Raw genomic sequence first — 12,634 nt, 5'->3', positions numbered from 1 at the left:
AGGTTAGAACAGTGCGCTCGCCAAAGCTCTACGGGCTTTCGCCAAAGATGGGTCGTCGGCCGGCAACGCGTCGAACAAGCCGAGCAGATGACGCCTGGCCTTGTCGCGCTCGTCACCCGAGGTGCGCTTGACCACGGCGATGATGCGGGCGAACGCCTCGTCGACCGAGCCGGACAGCATCTCCAGGTCGGCGGCGAGCAGGTGCGCGTCGATGTCGTCGGGGGCCTGCAGCCGCCGCTGGACGTCCGCGGGGTCGACGCCCTCGGTGCGCTTGATCAGGTTGACGCCGGCCAGGCCCATCTTGGCGTCCTCGTCGCCGGGCGCGCGGGCCAGCAGGCGCTCGTAGGCCGCCGCCGCCGCGTCGAGGTCGCCCTTCTCGATGGCCTGCTCGGCGGCCACGATGTCGGGGTCGACCGGCGGCCCCACGGGCTCCTCCTGGTCACCGGCCGCCGTCTCGGGCCGGGCGCCGGGGTTGGCCTGGTAGAACTGCTCGACCGCGCCCATCAGCTCGTCGAGCCAGCGGCGCACCTCCTGCTCGGGCAGCACCTGCTGGAAGCCGGTGACGGCCTGACCCTGGAAGATCGCCAGCACGGTCGGCACGGCCTGCACGCGCAGCGCCTGGGCGATCTGCGGGCTGGTGTCGACGTTGACCTTGGCCAGCACGGCCCTGCCGCCGAGCTCGCCGACCACCTTCTCCAGCACCGGGCTGAGCTGGGCGCTGCCCGGCGCCCTCGGCGACCACAGGTCGAGCACCACGGGCACGGTCATCGACCGGTCGATGACCTCGGTCGTGAACGTCTCCTCGGTCACGTCGACGACCGAGGCCGACGAGGCCGCCTGGGGACCCGCCGCCTCCCGCCGGGCCTGCGCCTCAAGGGCCTGCTTGCGCGCGCCCAGGTCAATCGCTCCGTAGAGCGACCCGGGCCTAGAGAAGTCCGCCATGCTCTTCATCTTGCCGCATCGTCGAGGCGACGAGTCACCCGCCGCCCTCTTCGAAGTCTCCCGCCGCCACCCTGAGGGTGCGCAGGTGGGCGAACATCTGGTGGAGTTCGTCCTCGGCGTACATCGTCAGGCCGAACTCGGCGTCCATCAGGTCGCGGGTGGCCCGCTCCACGACGTCCCTGCCGGCCTTGGTGATCTCGGCGAGCACGCCGCGCCCGTCGCGCGGGTTGGGCAGCCGGATGACGAAACCGGACTTCTCCAGCCTGTCCACCGTGTTCGTGACGCTCGTGGGATGGACCATGAGCCGTTCGCCGATCTTGGACAGCGGGAGCGCGCCCGTCTTGCTGAAGGTCAGCAGGACGAGGGCCTCGTACCGGGCGAACGTCAGGCCGTACGGCTTGAGCAGCGCGTCGAGCTGCGACAGCAGGATCTGGTGTGCTCGCATGATCGAGGTCACCGCGGCCATGGCGGCGGAGGGCCCGAAGTGGGCACGCCAGCTCTCCGCGGCGCGGTCGATGGGGTCGAACGGCAGGTTGAGCGGCTTGGGCTGCGACACAGCGCATACGCTAGCGCGCCGGTCATCCCGGTTCGTCCGGTGACCTGGAGCAACAGGCATCCCCGCTTGACCAAGAATACGGACGTCAATCATCACGCTCAGTTATGGTTCTCGTACACATGGTGACGCGGAAGCCAAGTCCATCGGCCTGTGGGGACAGGCCGGACTGACCGTTTTCGTCTTGCCGAGGGGCACGGGGGGTGCTTGATGAACGTCAACGAGGAAAAGGGTGCGTGAGCACGCGGGCGTTTCACGAGAGGAGCTGAAACACAGCGCGGCCGTCACGGTGGCCGTGCTCATGGCTCTCGGCCTGGTGGCGGCGTGGAACGTCCTGATACCCGGCGTGGACGCGTGGGAGAACATCGTGGCCGCCGTCATCGGCTCGCTGCGGATGACCGGGCCCGTGGCCGCGGCCTTCGCGGCCTGGGTGGCGCTGCGCAAGCGCAGGGCGTTGCGCGGGCGATCGCTCACGACGTGGCGGGCGCTGAAGGCGCCGCTGGCGATCGTGGTGGTCGTCATGTGCTCGTTCGGGGCGACGGTGCTGGTGCTGGCGGTCAAGACGGTGATCACCGACCAGGCGGGGCGCCTGAGCCTGTCCGGTCTCGGGATGGGCATGGCGGGGCTGGCCCTGTACTCGGTGATCGGATGGGTGGCCGGGTGGGTGCTGCCCAGGGCGTTCACGCCGCCCCTGGCCGGGCTCGCCTGTTACGGATTGTTCTCGTGGCTGGCCGAGGACCGCGGCTGGGCCGACCAGCTGGCGCCCGGCACCGGGGAGCCGTACGACCTGTTCCAGGGGTTGAGCGGGGCGCCGTTCCTCGACCAGACCATCTGGCTGCTCGGCCTCACGGCGGCGCTGCTGCTCGGCTGGGCGGCGCTGGTGACCAGGCAGGCGCTGGTGCTGGCGTGCGCGCTGCTGTCGGTGCTGGCGGCAGGGACGGGCGTGGCCCGGGTGCTGGCCCAGCCGAAGCCGGCCGCGGCCGTGGACATCGCCTACAGCTGCCAGGACTGGCCGATCACGGTGTGCGTGCATCCGGGGATGCGGGCGGGGCTGACCGAGCTGAGCGCGACCTTCACGCAGATCGCCTCGCGGCTGGCGGGCACGCCCGCGGCGTTCACGCGGGTGGAGCAGCGGCCGCTGGAGGAGGAGCTGAAGCCGTCGAACGGGCTGGCGCCCATCCACGTGCCCGACCTCTCCGCGGGGTTCGCCGAGGAGGCCGCGTACGAGTACATCGAGTCCCTGGCCGCCCGCTGCCCGGGCACGGTGGCGGACGGCTACCGGGAGATCGTGATGGCGTGGCTGCGCGGCGAGCCGCTGCCCGGGGGCCCGCTGCCCGAGCACCAGTACGCGGCGTCGTGGTTCTCGTGGCTGAGCGAGCACCAGCGGCGGGAGTGGCTGCGGATGTTCTACAGCGACTTCCAGAACTGCGGGCTGTCGAGCACGTACTTCGGCGGAGGCCCGGCGCGGGCGCAGGTGGCGCCGTCCTCGGCCCACCCGTCGCCGGAGTCGACCCACGTGTATCCGGTGTACCCGGAGACCGAGGGCACGCCGAACTCGGCGCCCAGCACGTCCATGGCCGGCATGGGATCCCCGACTGACTGACGGCCGGATTGGAAGATGTCACCTGACGGCTGGGAATGGTGATCGCCGGGCGGGTAGTCATGGTCGCATGACGACTTCCCGTACGTTGCCGCCCGGGGTCGCCCCCGAGCGGCGCCGCAGGTGGCGATATGTAGCGGGGCTCCTCGTCCTGGCGGTCCTGCTCGTCGTGGGCGGCCGCCTGGCCTGGACCTGGCTGAACCCGCTCGGTGAGCGGACCGTCGACCGCAGCCAGCCGGTCCTCCTGCAGTCGATCAAGGACCTGAGCCGTTTCGAGGCCGCGACCGGGAACTTCCAGGTCGTCGTGGACCTGGAGAAGGACGCCAACTTCCTGCCCGACTCGATCAAGGGCACCCGCACGCTGTTCGTCGGGGCGGGCGGGGTGGACGCGTACGTGGACTTCTCCGGCCTGGCCACGAACGCGGTGACGGTCTCCGAGGACCGCACCCAGGCGACCGTGCGCCTGCCCCGGGCGCAACTGGAGAAGCCGAACCTGGACAACAACCGGTCGTACGTGTACGCGCAGCAGCGCGGCCTGTTCGACCGGGTCCACGACTTCCTGTCCGGGTCGCCGAGCGATCAGCGTGAGCTGTACCTGCTGGCGGAGAAGAAGATCACAGAGGCGGCGGTCGCGAGCGACCTGCGCGCCCGCGCGGACGCCAACACCAAGGCGATGATGACGGGCCTGCTGAAATCGCTCGGTTTCACCAAGGTCACGGTGAAGTACACGGACGAGCCCTAGCTCCCTATGGGTGCCTTAGTGCCCCTGTGCACCCTCCTAAGTACCTCCCTATCTGCTCTTACCTCCTTAGATAAGGCATCCGCCCGATGTGTCGGGGAGGGCCTTAGGACGAGTCTTAAGAGTGCAAGGAAGAAGAAGCACGAAACACAAGGGGCACTCGGATGAACGCCGAACTCGAATACTCCGTCATGCAGTACCGCGCCTCCGAACTCCGGCGGGCGGCCGCCGAGGAGCGGCGCGCGCGAGAGGCCGGCAAGGGCCTGCGGTCCGAGCGCCGTAACCGCTCGGTCCTCGCCAAGCTCCTCTCCTCATGACCGCACACAAGCAGCCCGGCCGCAGCCTCCCTCGCGGCCGGGCTGAACAGCCCCCGTAAGGGGGCGGCGTCACGGGTTCATGACGCCAGCGTCGCGATGCCCCGGTCCCTTCCTGGTCGGACCGGGGCATCGCGCTATGCAAGGGCCTCCAGCTGCCGTACGACGCTGTCGAGCGGCGCGGAGGCGTCGATCTCATGCGTGGACGTGGCCCGCAGCAGCGGCTCCACGAGGGCCAGATCACGCAGGACGGCCATCGCGTCCTCGCGCCACACCCAGTCCGGCGAACCGTCGGGCGCCGTCACCCAGTGGCTCCATTCGTCGGTGTCGGTGTCGACGGTCCTGTGGCCGCGCGAGGCCAGGACCTTGAGCGCGCTCGACTTGCCCGTGCCCGACATTCCAGTGACCAGGACCCTCGCCATGCGGCGAGACTAACCGGCCGGTCGAGACTAACCGGCCGGTACGGTGATGACGGCCTTGCCTCGCACCTGGCCGCGCAGCAGGAGACGGATGGCGTCAGGGGCCTCGCTCAGCGGGAACGTCCTGTCGATGACGGGCGTGAACCGGCCGGCACCGGCGAGCTCCGCCAACTGCCGTAAGTCCGACTCCCGGGGAAATGCGAAGACCACTCGGAGCCGCCGGCGGGCGAACGGCGCCAGCAGAGCGGTCCGGAGCTGACGGTCCAGGCCCGACAGCCATCGCCCGCCGCCTTCGCCGCCGACGATGACCAACGTTCCCCGAGGGGTCAGGGCGCGACGGAGACGGGACAGCGAGCGGTTGCCCGCCGTGTCGACGATGAGGTCGTAACGGCATCTCCCGTCGGCGAAGTCCTCGCGCGTGTAGTCGACGACCTCCGCGGCGCCGATCGACCGTACGAGGTCGGCCTTCGCCGCGCTGCACACCCCGGTGACCTCCGCGCCGAACGCCTTGGCCAGCTGCACCGCGTACGTCCCCACTCCCCCGCCGGCCCCGATGACCAGCACCTGCTGTCCCGCCCGTACCCGCCCCTGGTCGCGCAGTGCCTGGAGGGCGGTGATGGCCGAGGTCGGGATGGCCGCCGCCGGCTCGAAGGCGAGGTTCTCCGGGATCGGCATGAGCCTGTCCTCGCGGGCGCACGCGTACTCGGCGAAAGCGCCGCCGCCACACGTGCCGAAGACGCGGTCGCCCGGCCGGAACCGGGTCACGTCCTCTCCCACTGACTCGACCGTGCCCGCGATGTCCGTGCCGAGCCCCCTGGTCTTGGGGGCGCGGAGTCCGATGGCCGGACGCATCACGTACGGCACGCCCTCCATGAGATGCCAGACGCCCATGTCGAGGCCGGCCGCGTGCACGCGTACCAGGACGTCGCCCCGGCCGGGCACCGGGCGCGCAGTGTCCACGTATTTCAGGACGTCAGCGGACCCATACGTGTCGTGAACGATCGCTTTCATGACGCTTCTCCGTCCGGATATTGGAACACGTCATCGAGCGGCACCCCGAACACCCGCGCGATCTGGAACGCCATCTCGAGCGACGGCGAGTAGCGGCCCTGCTCGATGGCGATGATGGTCTGGCGCGTCACCCCCACCCTTTCCGCCAGCTCCGCCTGCGTCATCTCACCGTGCGCGAACCGCAGGGCCCGGATCGAGTTGGTGACCTTGGTGGGCTTCACCATGACGGCAGGCCACGGCGGTAGGCGATGATCTTCAGCGCGGATCCCAGGACGCTCGACAGGACGAACGCCAGGTAGATCGCGTTCGCGATCCAGAAGTGGTCGACCTCGGCCATCGCCATCCACAGGGCCGCGACACCGCCCAGCACGAGGCACCACTGGCCGGTGTACTCGCCGTAGCGATGGATCTCTCTGTCGCGCTGGTCCTTCTTGCCGATGTCCCTCGGGGAGGCCATCGAGACCGCGATGTTCAGCACGATCGTCGCCGCGATCGCGCCCCCGACGCTCCACAGCAGCGTGGCCGCGTACGGCACCTCGGTGATGGGGATGCTCCGGGCTCTGCCCAGGATGATCGCGACATAGGCGCCGTAGGCGCAGGCCGAGACCACCGCCATGATCCATGCGCGTTTCTCTTCGGGTGCCATGGTTGGAATGTAAAACAACTCAGACGCGATGTCTAGAATTCTTTACATCACACGGCCGCAGAAAGGGCGGCCGGATGACCGGCCGCCCCGACAGGCTCCTACCGCTTGGGGACGGTGATGAGCAGGGCGTCGCCCTGGCCGCCGCCGCCGCACAGGCCCGCTGCGCCGAGCCCGCCGCCCCTCCGCCTCAGCTCGTACGCCAGAGTCAGCACGATCCTCGCGCCCGACGCCCCGATCGGGTGACCCAGGGCGATGCCGCCCCCGTTGACGTTCACCTTGTCGAGGGGGACGTCCAGCTCCTTGACGGACTGCAGGACCACGCTGGCGAAGGCCTCGTTGATCTCCACCAGGTCCAGGTCGCCGGCCGTCACACCCTGCTTGGCCATCGCCTGCTTGATGGCGTTGGCCGGCTGGGACTGCAGGGAGGCGTCGGGGCCCGCCACGTTGCCGTGCCTGCCGATCTCGGCCAGCCACTCCAGGCCCAGCTCTTCCGCTTTGGACTTCGACATGACCACCACGGCGCACGCCCCGTCCGAGATCTGCGAGGCCGAGCCTGCCGTGATGGTGCCGTCCGCCGCGAAGGCCGGGCGGAGCCTGGCGAGGGTCTCCAGGGTCGTGTCGCCGCGTACGCCCTCGTCCTCGCGGACGATCAGCGGCTCGCCGCGGCGCTGCAGGATCTCCACGGGGACGATCTCGTCCTCGAAGACGCCGTTCTTGACGGCGGCGGCGGCCAGCTGGTGGGAGCGCGCCGACAGGGCGTCCTGCTCCTCGCGGCCGATGCCGAGCCGGGCGTTGTGGCGCTCCGTCGACTCCCCCATCGCGCACTGGTCGAACGCGCAGAACAGACCGTCGTGAGCCATCGAGTCCACGACGTCCGCGCCGCCGTACTTGACGCCCTTGCGCAGGCCCGGCAGGAGGTGGGGGGCGTTGGTCATGGACTCCATGCCGCCGGCCACCACGATGTCGAACTCGCCCGCGCGGATGAGCTGGTCGGCCAGCGCGATGGCGTCGAGGCCCGACAGGCATACCTTGTTGACGGTGATGGAGGGGACGGTCATCGGGATGCCCGCCTTGACGGCGGCCTGGCGGGAGGGGATCTGGCCCGCGCCGGCCTGGAGGACCTGGCCCATGATGACGTACTCGACCGCTTCCGGCGCCACTCCGGCGCGCTCCAGGGCCGCCTTGATGGCGATGCCCCCGAGCTCCACGGCAGGCAGCCCGGACAGGGATCCCAGGAGTTTGCCGATGGGGGTGCGAGCTCCGGCCACGATGACGGAACTGGACATGACAACGGCCTCCTACGCTCACGTCGGGTTCTTTGACACCATACCCACGAGTAGGCGGACGCCGGCTATGGAGGTGGACCACACATGTTCATGCGGATCGACCACATCGGGATCGCGTGCAGGAACCTCGAGGAGAAGATCGCGTTCTTCTCGGAGACGTTCGAGCTGACCGTCGTGGCACGGGAGGTGAACGAGGAGCAAGGCGTCAAGGAGGCCATGCTGCACATCGCCGACGGCGAAGGCGGGGGCTCCTACATTCAGCTTCTGGAGCCTCTCTCAGACGACTCCCCTGTGGGGAAATTCCTGGCCAAGCGGGGGGAGGGCGTCCACCACGTGGCATTCGGCGTGCCCGATGTCGAGGACGCCATGGCTAAGATCAACGAGAAGGGTGTGCGGCTGCTGGACGAGCGTCCCAGGCACGGGTCGATGGGCTCGCAGATCGCGTTCCTGCACCCCAAGGACGTGGGAGGAATGCTGACGGAGTTGGTCCAGGCGGCCGAGCACTAGAAATGGCGTAAAACACGCATATGTAACTAGTCACGCAGAAAGCTGGACGGGGCTTCGCAGGTGGCACCAGCGGAGTACGCTTGACCTTCCACCGGACATGGAGCCTGCCGCGAGGCACAGGCTCCTGGATCGGATGCCCCGAACCCCCCGTCCGGCCCGTGTAGCCGTCTCGACAACCCAGGATCGAGCCTCCATGCAGTCCGACATCGACGCCCAGCTCAACAACTTCTTCGAGGACGCCCCAGCGCGCGAGTTCGACGTGGTGCTCCGTGGTTACGACCGGCATCAGGTCCACGATCACCTCAAGCAGCTTGACGGAGAGCTTCGCCAGGCCCGCGAGCAGGTCACGAGCCTGCAGCGCGATCTGTCCGACTCCCAGCGCCAGCTGCAGGAGCAGGAGCGCCCGACCTACTCCGGCCTCGGCGCCCGCATCGAGCAGTTGCTCCGCCTGGCCGAGGAGCAGGCCACCGAGCTCGTGCAGGCCGCCAGGTCCGAGGCCAACGAGATCAAGGCCGCCGCCAAGGTCGAGGCCGCCGACCTGCGCGCCGCCGCCGAGGCGGAGGCCGCGGACAAGCGTGCCCAGGCCACCCGCGAGAGCGACGAGATGCGCACCGCGGCCGAGCGGGACGCCGATGAGATCCGCTCCACCGCGCGCCGCGAGGCCGACGAGCTGACCAACACCACCGAGCGCGAGGTCGCCAAGCTGCGGGCCACGGCCGACCACGAGGTGGCGGAGAAGCGGGCCGACGCCGAGCGCGAGATCGCCAAGCTCCGCACCACCACCGAGCGCGAGGTCGCCCAGCTGCGGGCCTCGACCAAGCGCGAGCGCGACGAGGTGCTCACCACCGCCAAGCGGCAGGCCGACGAGATGCGCGCGCAGGCCCAGCGGGTGTTGGAGGAGTCCGAGGCCAAGCGGGCGCAGGACGAGGCCGAGTTCGAGATCCAGCTCGCCTCCCGCCGCGAGGAGGCCGAGCGCCAGGAGGCCGAGCGCCACGCCACGGCGCAGGCCGCCACGCAGAAGCTGGTCGCCGAGGCCGAGCAGCGGGCCGCGACCGCCGAGTCGCGGGCCACCAAGGCCACCCAGCAGGCCGAGCAGACCCGCCGCGAGGCCGACCTGCACGCCAAGCAGCTCGTCGCGAACGCCCGCAAGAGCGCGGAGACCATCGTCACCGAGGCCAAGTCGAGCGCCGAGACGATCGTCACCGAGGCCAAGACCGAGGCCGAGCGCACCCGCACGGCGATGCAGCGCCAGGTCGACGAGCTCACCCGCCAGCGCGACAGCATCACCAGCCACCTCGCCCAGCTGCGCCAGCTGCTCGGTGGCGCGGCCCTGCCGGGCATGGAGCCGGAGCCCGCGGTCACGGCCGCCCCGCCGAAGCCCGCGCTCGCCGCGCCCTCCGTCGTCGAGGCCCCGGTCGCGACGCCCGCCCCCAAGGTGGAGACCAAGTCCGAGGACGACGCCGAATGGTGGCAGGAGTAGCGGCCCGGTCGGCTACAGGGCTGCACACGGGGGCTGAATAGCAGGTAGGAGAGAGAGCCTGGCGACCTGATGGTCGCTAGGCTCTCTTTTTGCTATCAGCTTGCCTTCCCTGGGAGTCACCTTGTCCGCGGATACCGAGCCCACTGCCGCCGCAGAGCGTCCGAAGACCGCGGAGAACCGGGCTCAGCAGAGCGACGACGCCGCGCAACCGTACGGACTGCCCGGGAAGCCGCTCGCCCGGGGCCCCTTCCTGTTCGGACTGGTCGGCGGGCTCGGGGTGCTGACGGCGATCGCGATCGCCCAGATGGTCGTCAAGTCGCTGAGCACGATCATCCTGGTCGTGGTGGCGATGTTCCTCGCCGTCGGTCTCAACCCCGCCGTCGAGGCCCTCCAGCGGCGCGGACTGGCCAGACGGGGCGCGATCTCGATCGTGTTCGCCGGGGTCATCGTGGCGTTCGCGCTGTTCGGCCTGGCCGTGGTGCCGCCGGTGAGCCAGCAGTTGACGGAGTTCGTGGCGGCGGTGCCCGGCTATGTCACCGAGCTCGGCAGGAATCCCACGCTGCACCAGCTCGACGCGGACTACCAGATCCTGGCGCAGCTCAAGACGTTCGTGACGACCACGCTGGGGCCTTCGCTCGCCACCGGGATCATGGGCGCGGGGCTCGTGGTGCTGAACGGCGTGTACACCACGGTGACGCTGCTGGTGCTCATGCTCTACTTCCTCGGCTCACTGAACACGATCAAGGGCTACCTGCTCCAGCTCGTACCGGCCTCCCGCAGGGAGCGGACGCGGGCGATCAGCGAGCAGATCCTCACCGGCATCGGCGGGTACGTCGCGGGCAACGTGCTGATCTCGGTCATCGCGGGCGTCCTGGCCTGGGTCTTCCTGTCCGTCGCAGGCGTCCAGTACGCACTCGCGCTCGCCCTGGTCGTGGCGCTGACGGACCTGATCCCGCTGGTGGGCGCCACGCTCGGCGCGGTGCTCGTGACCGGCGTCGCGTTCCTGCAGTCGGTGCCCGCCGGCATCGCCTGCGCGATCTTCTTCCTCGTCTACCAGCAGGTCGAGAACTACTTCATCTACCCGAGGGTGATGAAGCGCTCGGTGGACGTGACGCCGGCCGTGACGGTGATCGCCGCGCTGTTCGGCGGCGCGCTGCTGGGCATCGTCGGCGCCCTGCTGGCCATCCCGGTGGCCGCGGCGATCTCGCTGATCATCCGCGAGATCGTGGTACCGCGCCAGGAGCGCGCCTGAGGGCCCTCGGTGCAAGGGGCGTCGTCGTACACCCGCCGTACCCGAAGGAGCCGCCACACTCCGGCTGAGGCCCCTTGAGACGCAAGGGGACCGGGCAGGTGGTCAGGAGCGGGAGCCGCCGAGGTCGGTGTCGAGGAACTCGGCCACCGCCGCGTTGAACGCCTCGGGCTGCTCGACGGCGCTCAGATGGCCGGCCTTCGGGATGATCTCCAGCCGCCCGTCGGGCACGGCCCGCACCATCGCCTCGGCCTCGGCGGGCGGCGCCAGCTCGTCCTCCTCCCCCACGACAGCGAGCAGCGGCACCTTCAGCGTGCTCAGCGTGTCGAAGGAGTCGGGCCGGGCGGCCATGGCCCGCTGCGCCCAGGCGACGGCGCCCGGCGGCGCGGACTGCACCAGCCCCTTGACCCGCCCGAACACCATGGCCCGCCGCTCCTTGGTCGTCGGCCCGATGAGCCCGGGAAGCACCTCGCTGACCAGCACCTCGCTGCCGTCGGCGAGCACGGCCTGGGCGATGCGCTCCCTGTTGTCCCTCGCCGCGGGCGGGTCAGCGCCGGCCTTGGTGTCGGCCAGGATCACACCGAGCACCCGGTCGGCGTGGCGGCGGCAGAACGCCATGGTCACGTAGCCGCCCATGGACAGCCCGCCGACCACCGCCCTGTCGATGCCCTCGTCGTCGAGCAGCCTGGCGACGTCGTCGGCCATCAGGTCGAGGGACGGTTCGTCGTCGCCCAGCCGTGAACCGCCGAAGCCGCGCAGGTCCGGTGTGATGACCCGGCATGCCTTGGCCAGCCCTTCCCGCTGGGCCAGCCACATGGCCGACGACAGCGGGAACGCGTGAAGCAGCACAACCGGGAGCCCGGTCCCGGACGATCTCGTGTAGAGCTGCACGGATCACACGGTAACCCGGTTCACGGCAGCAAGCACTCCATGCCAATGCCGATATAACCGATAACGCTGACCGCTTCCGTAAAAACAGCCATAAAGACCTATATGGCGGTAGCGCCGCCGTCCACGAACAGCACCTGACCCGTCATGTACGCCGAAGCCGAACTGGCCAGGAACACCGCCGGCTGAGCCATCTCCTCCACCGTCCCCCAGCGCCGCATGGGCACACTCGCGACCGTGGCGGCCCCGGCGCTCTCGTCCTCCCAGAGGTTGCGGTTGAGGTCGGTGGCCGTCCACCCAGGGCACAGGGCGTTGACCCGTACCCCCGACTGGGCCCACTCCACGGCCAGCGTCTTCGTCAACGCCACCAACCCGGCCTTGGCGGCGGCGTAGGGCGCCAGGAAGGGCGCCCCGAGCGCCGCCACGGAGGCCACGTTGATGACCGTGCCCTCGCCCTGCGCCAGCAGGTGGGGGGCGACCGTGTGGCAGACGGTCATGGCCGAGTCGAGGTTGAGGCGCATGAGCTTGTCCCACCCCGACAGCCGCAGGTCCTTGAACTCGACCAGGAAGTTGGAGCCGCCCGCGTTGTTGACCACGATGTCGAGGTGCCCGAGCCCGTCGATGGCCGCGGCCACGGCCCCGGTGGCGGCGTCGCGGTCGGTGAGGTCGGCCGGGATGACGACCGCGCGCCTGCCCCGCGCCTCGACCTCCTTGCCCACTTCGGCCAGGGCCTCGGCCGACCGGGACACGAGCGCCACGTCGGCCCCCGCCTCGGCGTACGCGAGCGCGATGGCCCGCCCGATCCCCTTCGACGCCCCCGTGACCAGAGCGTTCTTACCGGTGAGAGCAAACGCGTCCACAGTGCCTCCTCGCTCGAAACCGAACAAGATTCTACTGATTGAGCGACGCCAGTGCGAGGGCGGGCCCTATGACCGGAAACGCCACCGGCGCGAGGCCCTGGAAAGGCCCCGCGCCGGCAGGAGGATGCTCCCGGCACGAG

General features: G+C 69.9%; 15 protein-coding genes. 6 read left to right on the top strand and 9 right to left on the bottom strand.

What is annotated here, in order from left to right:
* Positions 1-3: 3 nt before the first annotated feature.
* Positions 4-942 carry a tetratricopeptide repeat protein gene (locus AB0J64_RS06650; RefSeq protein ID WP_364021695.1) on the bottom strand — a complete coding sequence of 313 codons (939 nt, stop codon included), beginning with the start codon at positions 940-942 and terminating at the stop codon, positions 4-6.
* A gap of 34 nt (positions 943-976) precedes the next feature.
* Positions 977-1,498: a MarR family transcriptional regulator gene (locus AB0J64_RS06645; RefSeq protein WP_364021692.1), complete on the bottom strand. Its 522-nt coding sequence runs from the start codon at positions 1,496-1,498 to the stop codon at positions 977-979.
* A 229-nt stretch (positions 1,499-1,727) separates the two neighbouring features.
* Here AB0J64_RS06645 and AB0J64_RS06640 point away from each other — a divergent pair, with 229 nt between their 5' ends.
* The 3 genes from AB0J64_RS06640 (at position 1,728) to AB0J64_RS06630 (ending at position 4,151) form a co-directional block, all read left to right on the top strand.
* The gene (locus AB0J64_RS06640) at positions 1,728-3,098 is read left to right on the top strand and encodes a hypothetical protein (RefSeq protein WP_364021689.1); all 1,371 of its coding nucleotides are present in this window, start codon (positions 1,728-1,730) and stop codon (positions 3,096-3,098) included.
* Positions 3,099-3,165: 67 nt separating this feature from the next.
* Positions 3,166-3,837 (top strand): DUF4230 domain-containing protein, encoded by a 672-nt coding sequence (locus AB0J64_RS06635; RefSeq protein ID WP_364021686.1) that lies wholly within the window; start codon positions 3,166-3,168, stop codon positions 3,835-3,837.
* A 161-nt stretch (positions 3,838-3,998) separates the two neighbouring features.
* Entirely contained in the window at positions 3,999-4,151 is a 153-nt protein-coding gene (locus AB0J64_RS06630; protein ID WP_364021683.1) for a hypothetical protein, read from the top strand.
* Positions 4,152-4,285: 134 nt separating this feature from the next.
* Here the strand turns inward: AB0J64_RS06630 and AB0J64_RS06625 are convergent, their stop codons facing one another.
* The 5 genes from AB0J64_RS06625 to AB0J64_RS06605 form a co-directional block, all read right to left on the bottom strand.
* Positions 4,286-4,570: a hypothetical protein gene (locus AB0J64_RS06625; protein ID WP_364021681.1), complete on the bottom strand. Its 285-nt coding sequence runs from the start codon at positions 4,568-4,570 to the stop codon at positions 4,286-4,288.
* Positions 4,571-4,597: 27 nt separating this feature from the next.
* A complete protein-coding gene (locus tag AB0J64_RS06620; protein WP_364021678.1) occupies positions 4,598-5,578 on the bottom strand; it encodes an NAD(P)-dependent alcohol dehydrogenase in 981 nt (326 codons plus the stop codon).
* The gene (locus tag AB0J64_RS06615) at positions 5,575-5,802 is read right to left on the bottom strand and encodes a helix-turn-helix transcriptional regulator (RefSeq protein WP_364021675.1); all 228 of its coding nucleotides are present in this window, start codon (positions 5,800-5,802) and stop codon (positions 5,575-5,577) included. The genes AB0J64_RS06620 and AB0J64_RS06615 overlap by 4 nt, the downstream gene beginning before the upstream one ends.
* Positions 5,796-6,224, bottom strand: coding sequence for a hypothetical protein (locus AB0J64_RS06610; RefSeq protein ID WP_364021672.1), 429 nt, complete (start codon positions 6,222-6,224; stop codon positions 5,796-5,798). The genes AB0J64_RS06615 and AB0J64_RS06610 overlap by 7 nt, the downstream gene beginning before the upstream one ends.
* A 98-nt stretch (positions 6,225-6,322) precedes the next feature.
* The gene (locus tag AB0J64_RS06605) at positions 6,323-7,510 is read right to left on the bottom strand and encodes an acetyl-CoA C-acetyltransferase (RefSeq protein ID WP_364021669.1); all 1,188 of its coding nucleotides are present in this window, start codon (positions 7,508-7,510) and stop codon (positions 6,323-6,325) included.
* Between the two features lie 84 nt (positions 7,511-7,594).
* Between AB0J64_RS06605 and mce the strand changes: the two genes are divergently transcribed.
* The 3 genes from mce to AB0J64_RS06590 all read left to right on the top strand — a co-directional run bounded on the left by mce (position 7,595) and on the right by AB0J64_RS06590 (position 10,749).
* Entirely contained in the window at positions 7,595-8,017 is a 423-nt protein-coding gene (mce, locus tag AB0J64_RS06600; protein ID WP_344987064.1) for a methylmalonyl-CoA epimerase, read from the top strand.
* 193 nt (positions 8,018-8,210) lie between these two features.
* Positions 8,211-9,497 (top strand): DivIVA domain-containing protein, encoded by a 1,287-nt coding sequence (locus tag AB0J64_RS06595; RefSeq protein WP_364021665.1) that lies wholly within the window; start codon positions 8,211-8,213, stop codon positions 9,495-9,497.
* A 121-nt stretch (positions 9,498-9,618) separates the two neighbouring features.
* On the top strand, positions 9,619-10,749 hold the full coding sequence (locus tag AB0J64_RS06590; RefSeq protein WP_364021662.1) for an AI-2E family transporter: 1,131 nt from the start codon (positions 9,619-9,621) through the stop codon (positions 10,747-10,749).
* 102 nt (positions 10,750-10,851) lie between these two features.
* Here the strand turns inward: AB0J64_RS06590 and AB0J64_RS06585 are convergent, their stop codons facing one another.
* Together AB0J64_RS06585 and AB0J64_RS06580 are read right to left on the bottom strand one after the other, a co-directional pair.
* On the bottom strand, positions 10,852-11,637 hold the full coding sequence (locus tag AB0J64_RS06585) for an alpha/beta fold hydrolase (protein ID WP_364021659.1): 786 nt from the start codon (positions 11,635-11,637) through the stop codon (positions 10,852-10,854).
* Positions 11,638-11,735: 98 nt separating this feature from the next.
* On the bottom strand, positions 11,736-12,494 hold the full coding sequence (locus AB0J64_RS06580; RefSeq protein ID WP_364021656.1) for an SDR family NAD(P)-dependent oxidoreductase: 759 nt from the start codon (positions 12,492-12,494) through the stop codon (positions 11,736-11,738).
* Positions 12,495-12,634: the final 140 nt, after the last annotated feature.

Origin of the sequence: Nonomuraea sp. NPDC049695, assembly GCF_040674955.1 — a bacterium.
GTDB classification, from domain to species: Bacteria; Actinomycetota; Actinomycetes; order Streptosporangiales; family Streptosporangiaceae; genus Nonomuraea; species Nonomuraea helvata.
The sequence above is the reverse complement of the archived record's forward strand: the minus strand, read 5'-3'. Positions and strand labels throughout refer to the sequence as shown.

What these genes read in the sequence shown, in the direction of transcription:
- AB0J64_RS06650 (WP_364021695.1), bottom strand. Translation starts at nt 942, where the DNA reads ATGGCGGACTTCTCTAGGCCCGGGTCGCTCTACGGAGCGATTGACCTG.
- AB0J64_RS06635 (WP_364021686.1), top strand. Translation starts at nt 3,166, where the DNA reads ATGACGACTTCCCGTACGTTGCCGCCCGGGGTCGCCCCCGAGCGGCGC.
- AB0J64_RS06630 (WP_364021683.1), top strand. Translation starts at nt 3,999, where the DNA reads ATGAACGCCGAACTCGAATACTCCGTCATGCAGTACCGCGCCTCCGAA.
- AB0J64_RS06625 (WP_364021681.1), bottom strand. Translation starts at nt 4,570, where the DNA reads ATGGCGAGGGTCCTGGTCACTGGAATGTCGGGCACGGGCAAGTCGAGC.
- AB0J64_RS06620 (WP_364021678.1), bottom strand. Translation starts at nt 5,578, where the DNA reads ATGAAAGCGATCGTTCACGACACGTATGGGTCCGCTGACGTCCTGAAA.
- AB0J64_RS06615 (WP_364021675.1), bottom strand. Translation starts at nt 5,802, where the DNA reads ATGGTGAAGCCCACCAAGGTCACCAACTCGATCCGGGCCCTGCGGTTC.
- AB0J64_RS06610 (WP_364021672.1), bottom strand. Translation starts at nt 6,224, where the DNA reads ATGGCACCCGAAGAGAAACGCGCATGGATCATGGCGGTGGTCTCGGCC.
- AB0J64_RS06605 (WP_364021669.1), bottom strand. Translation starts at nt 7,510, where the DNA reads ATGTCCAGTTCCGTCATCGTGGCCGGAGCTCGCACCCCCATCGGCAAA.
- mce (WP_344987064.1), top strand. Translation starts at nt 7,595, where the DNA reads ATGTTCATGCGGATCGACCACATCGGGATCGCGTGCAGGAACCTCGAG.
- AB0J64_RS06595 (WP_364021665.1), top strand. Translation starts at nt 8,211, where the DNA reads ATGCAGTCCGACATCGACGCCCAGCTCAACAACTTCTTCGAGGACGCC.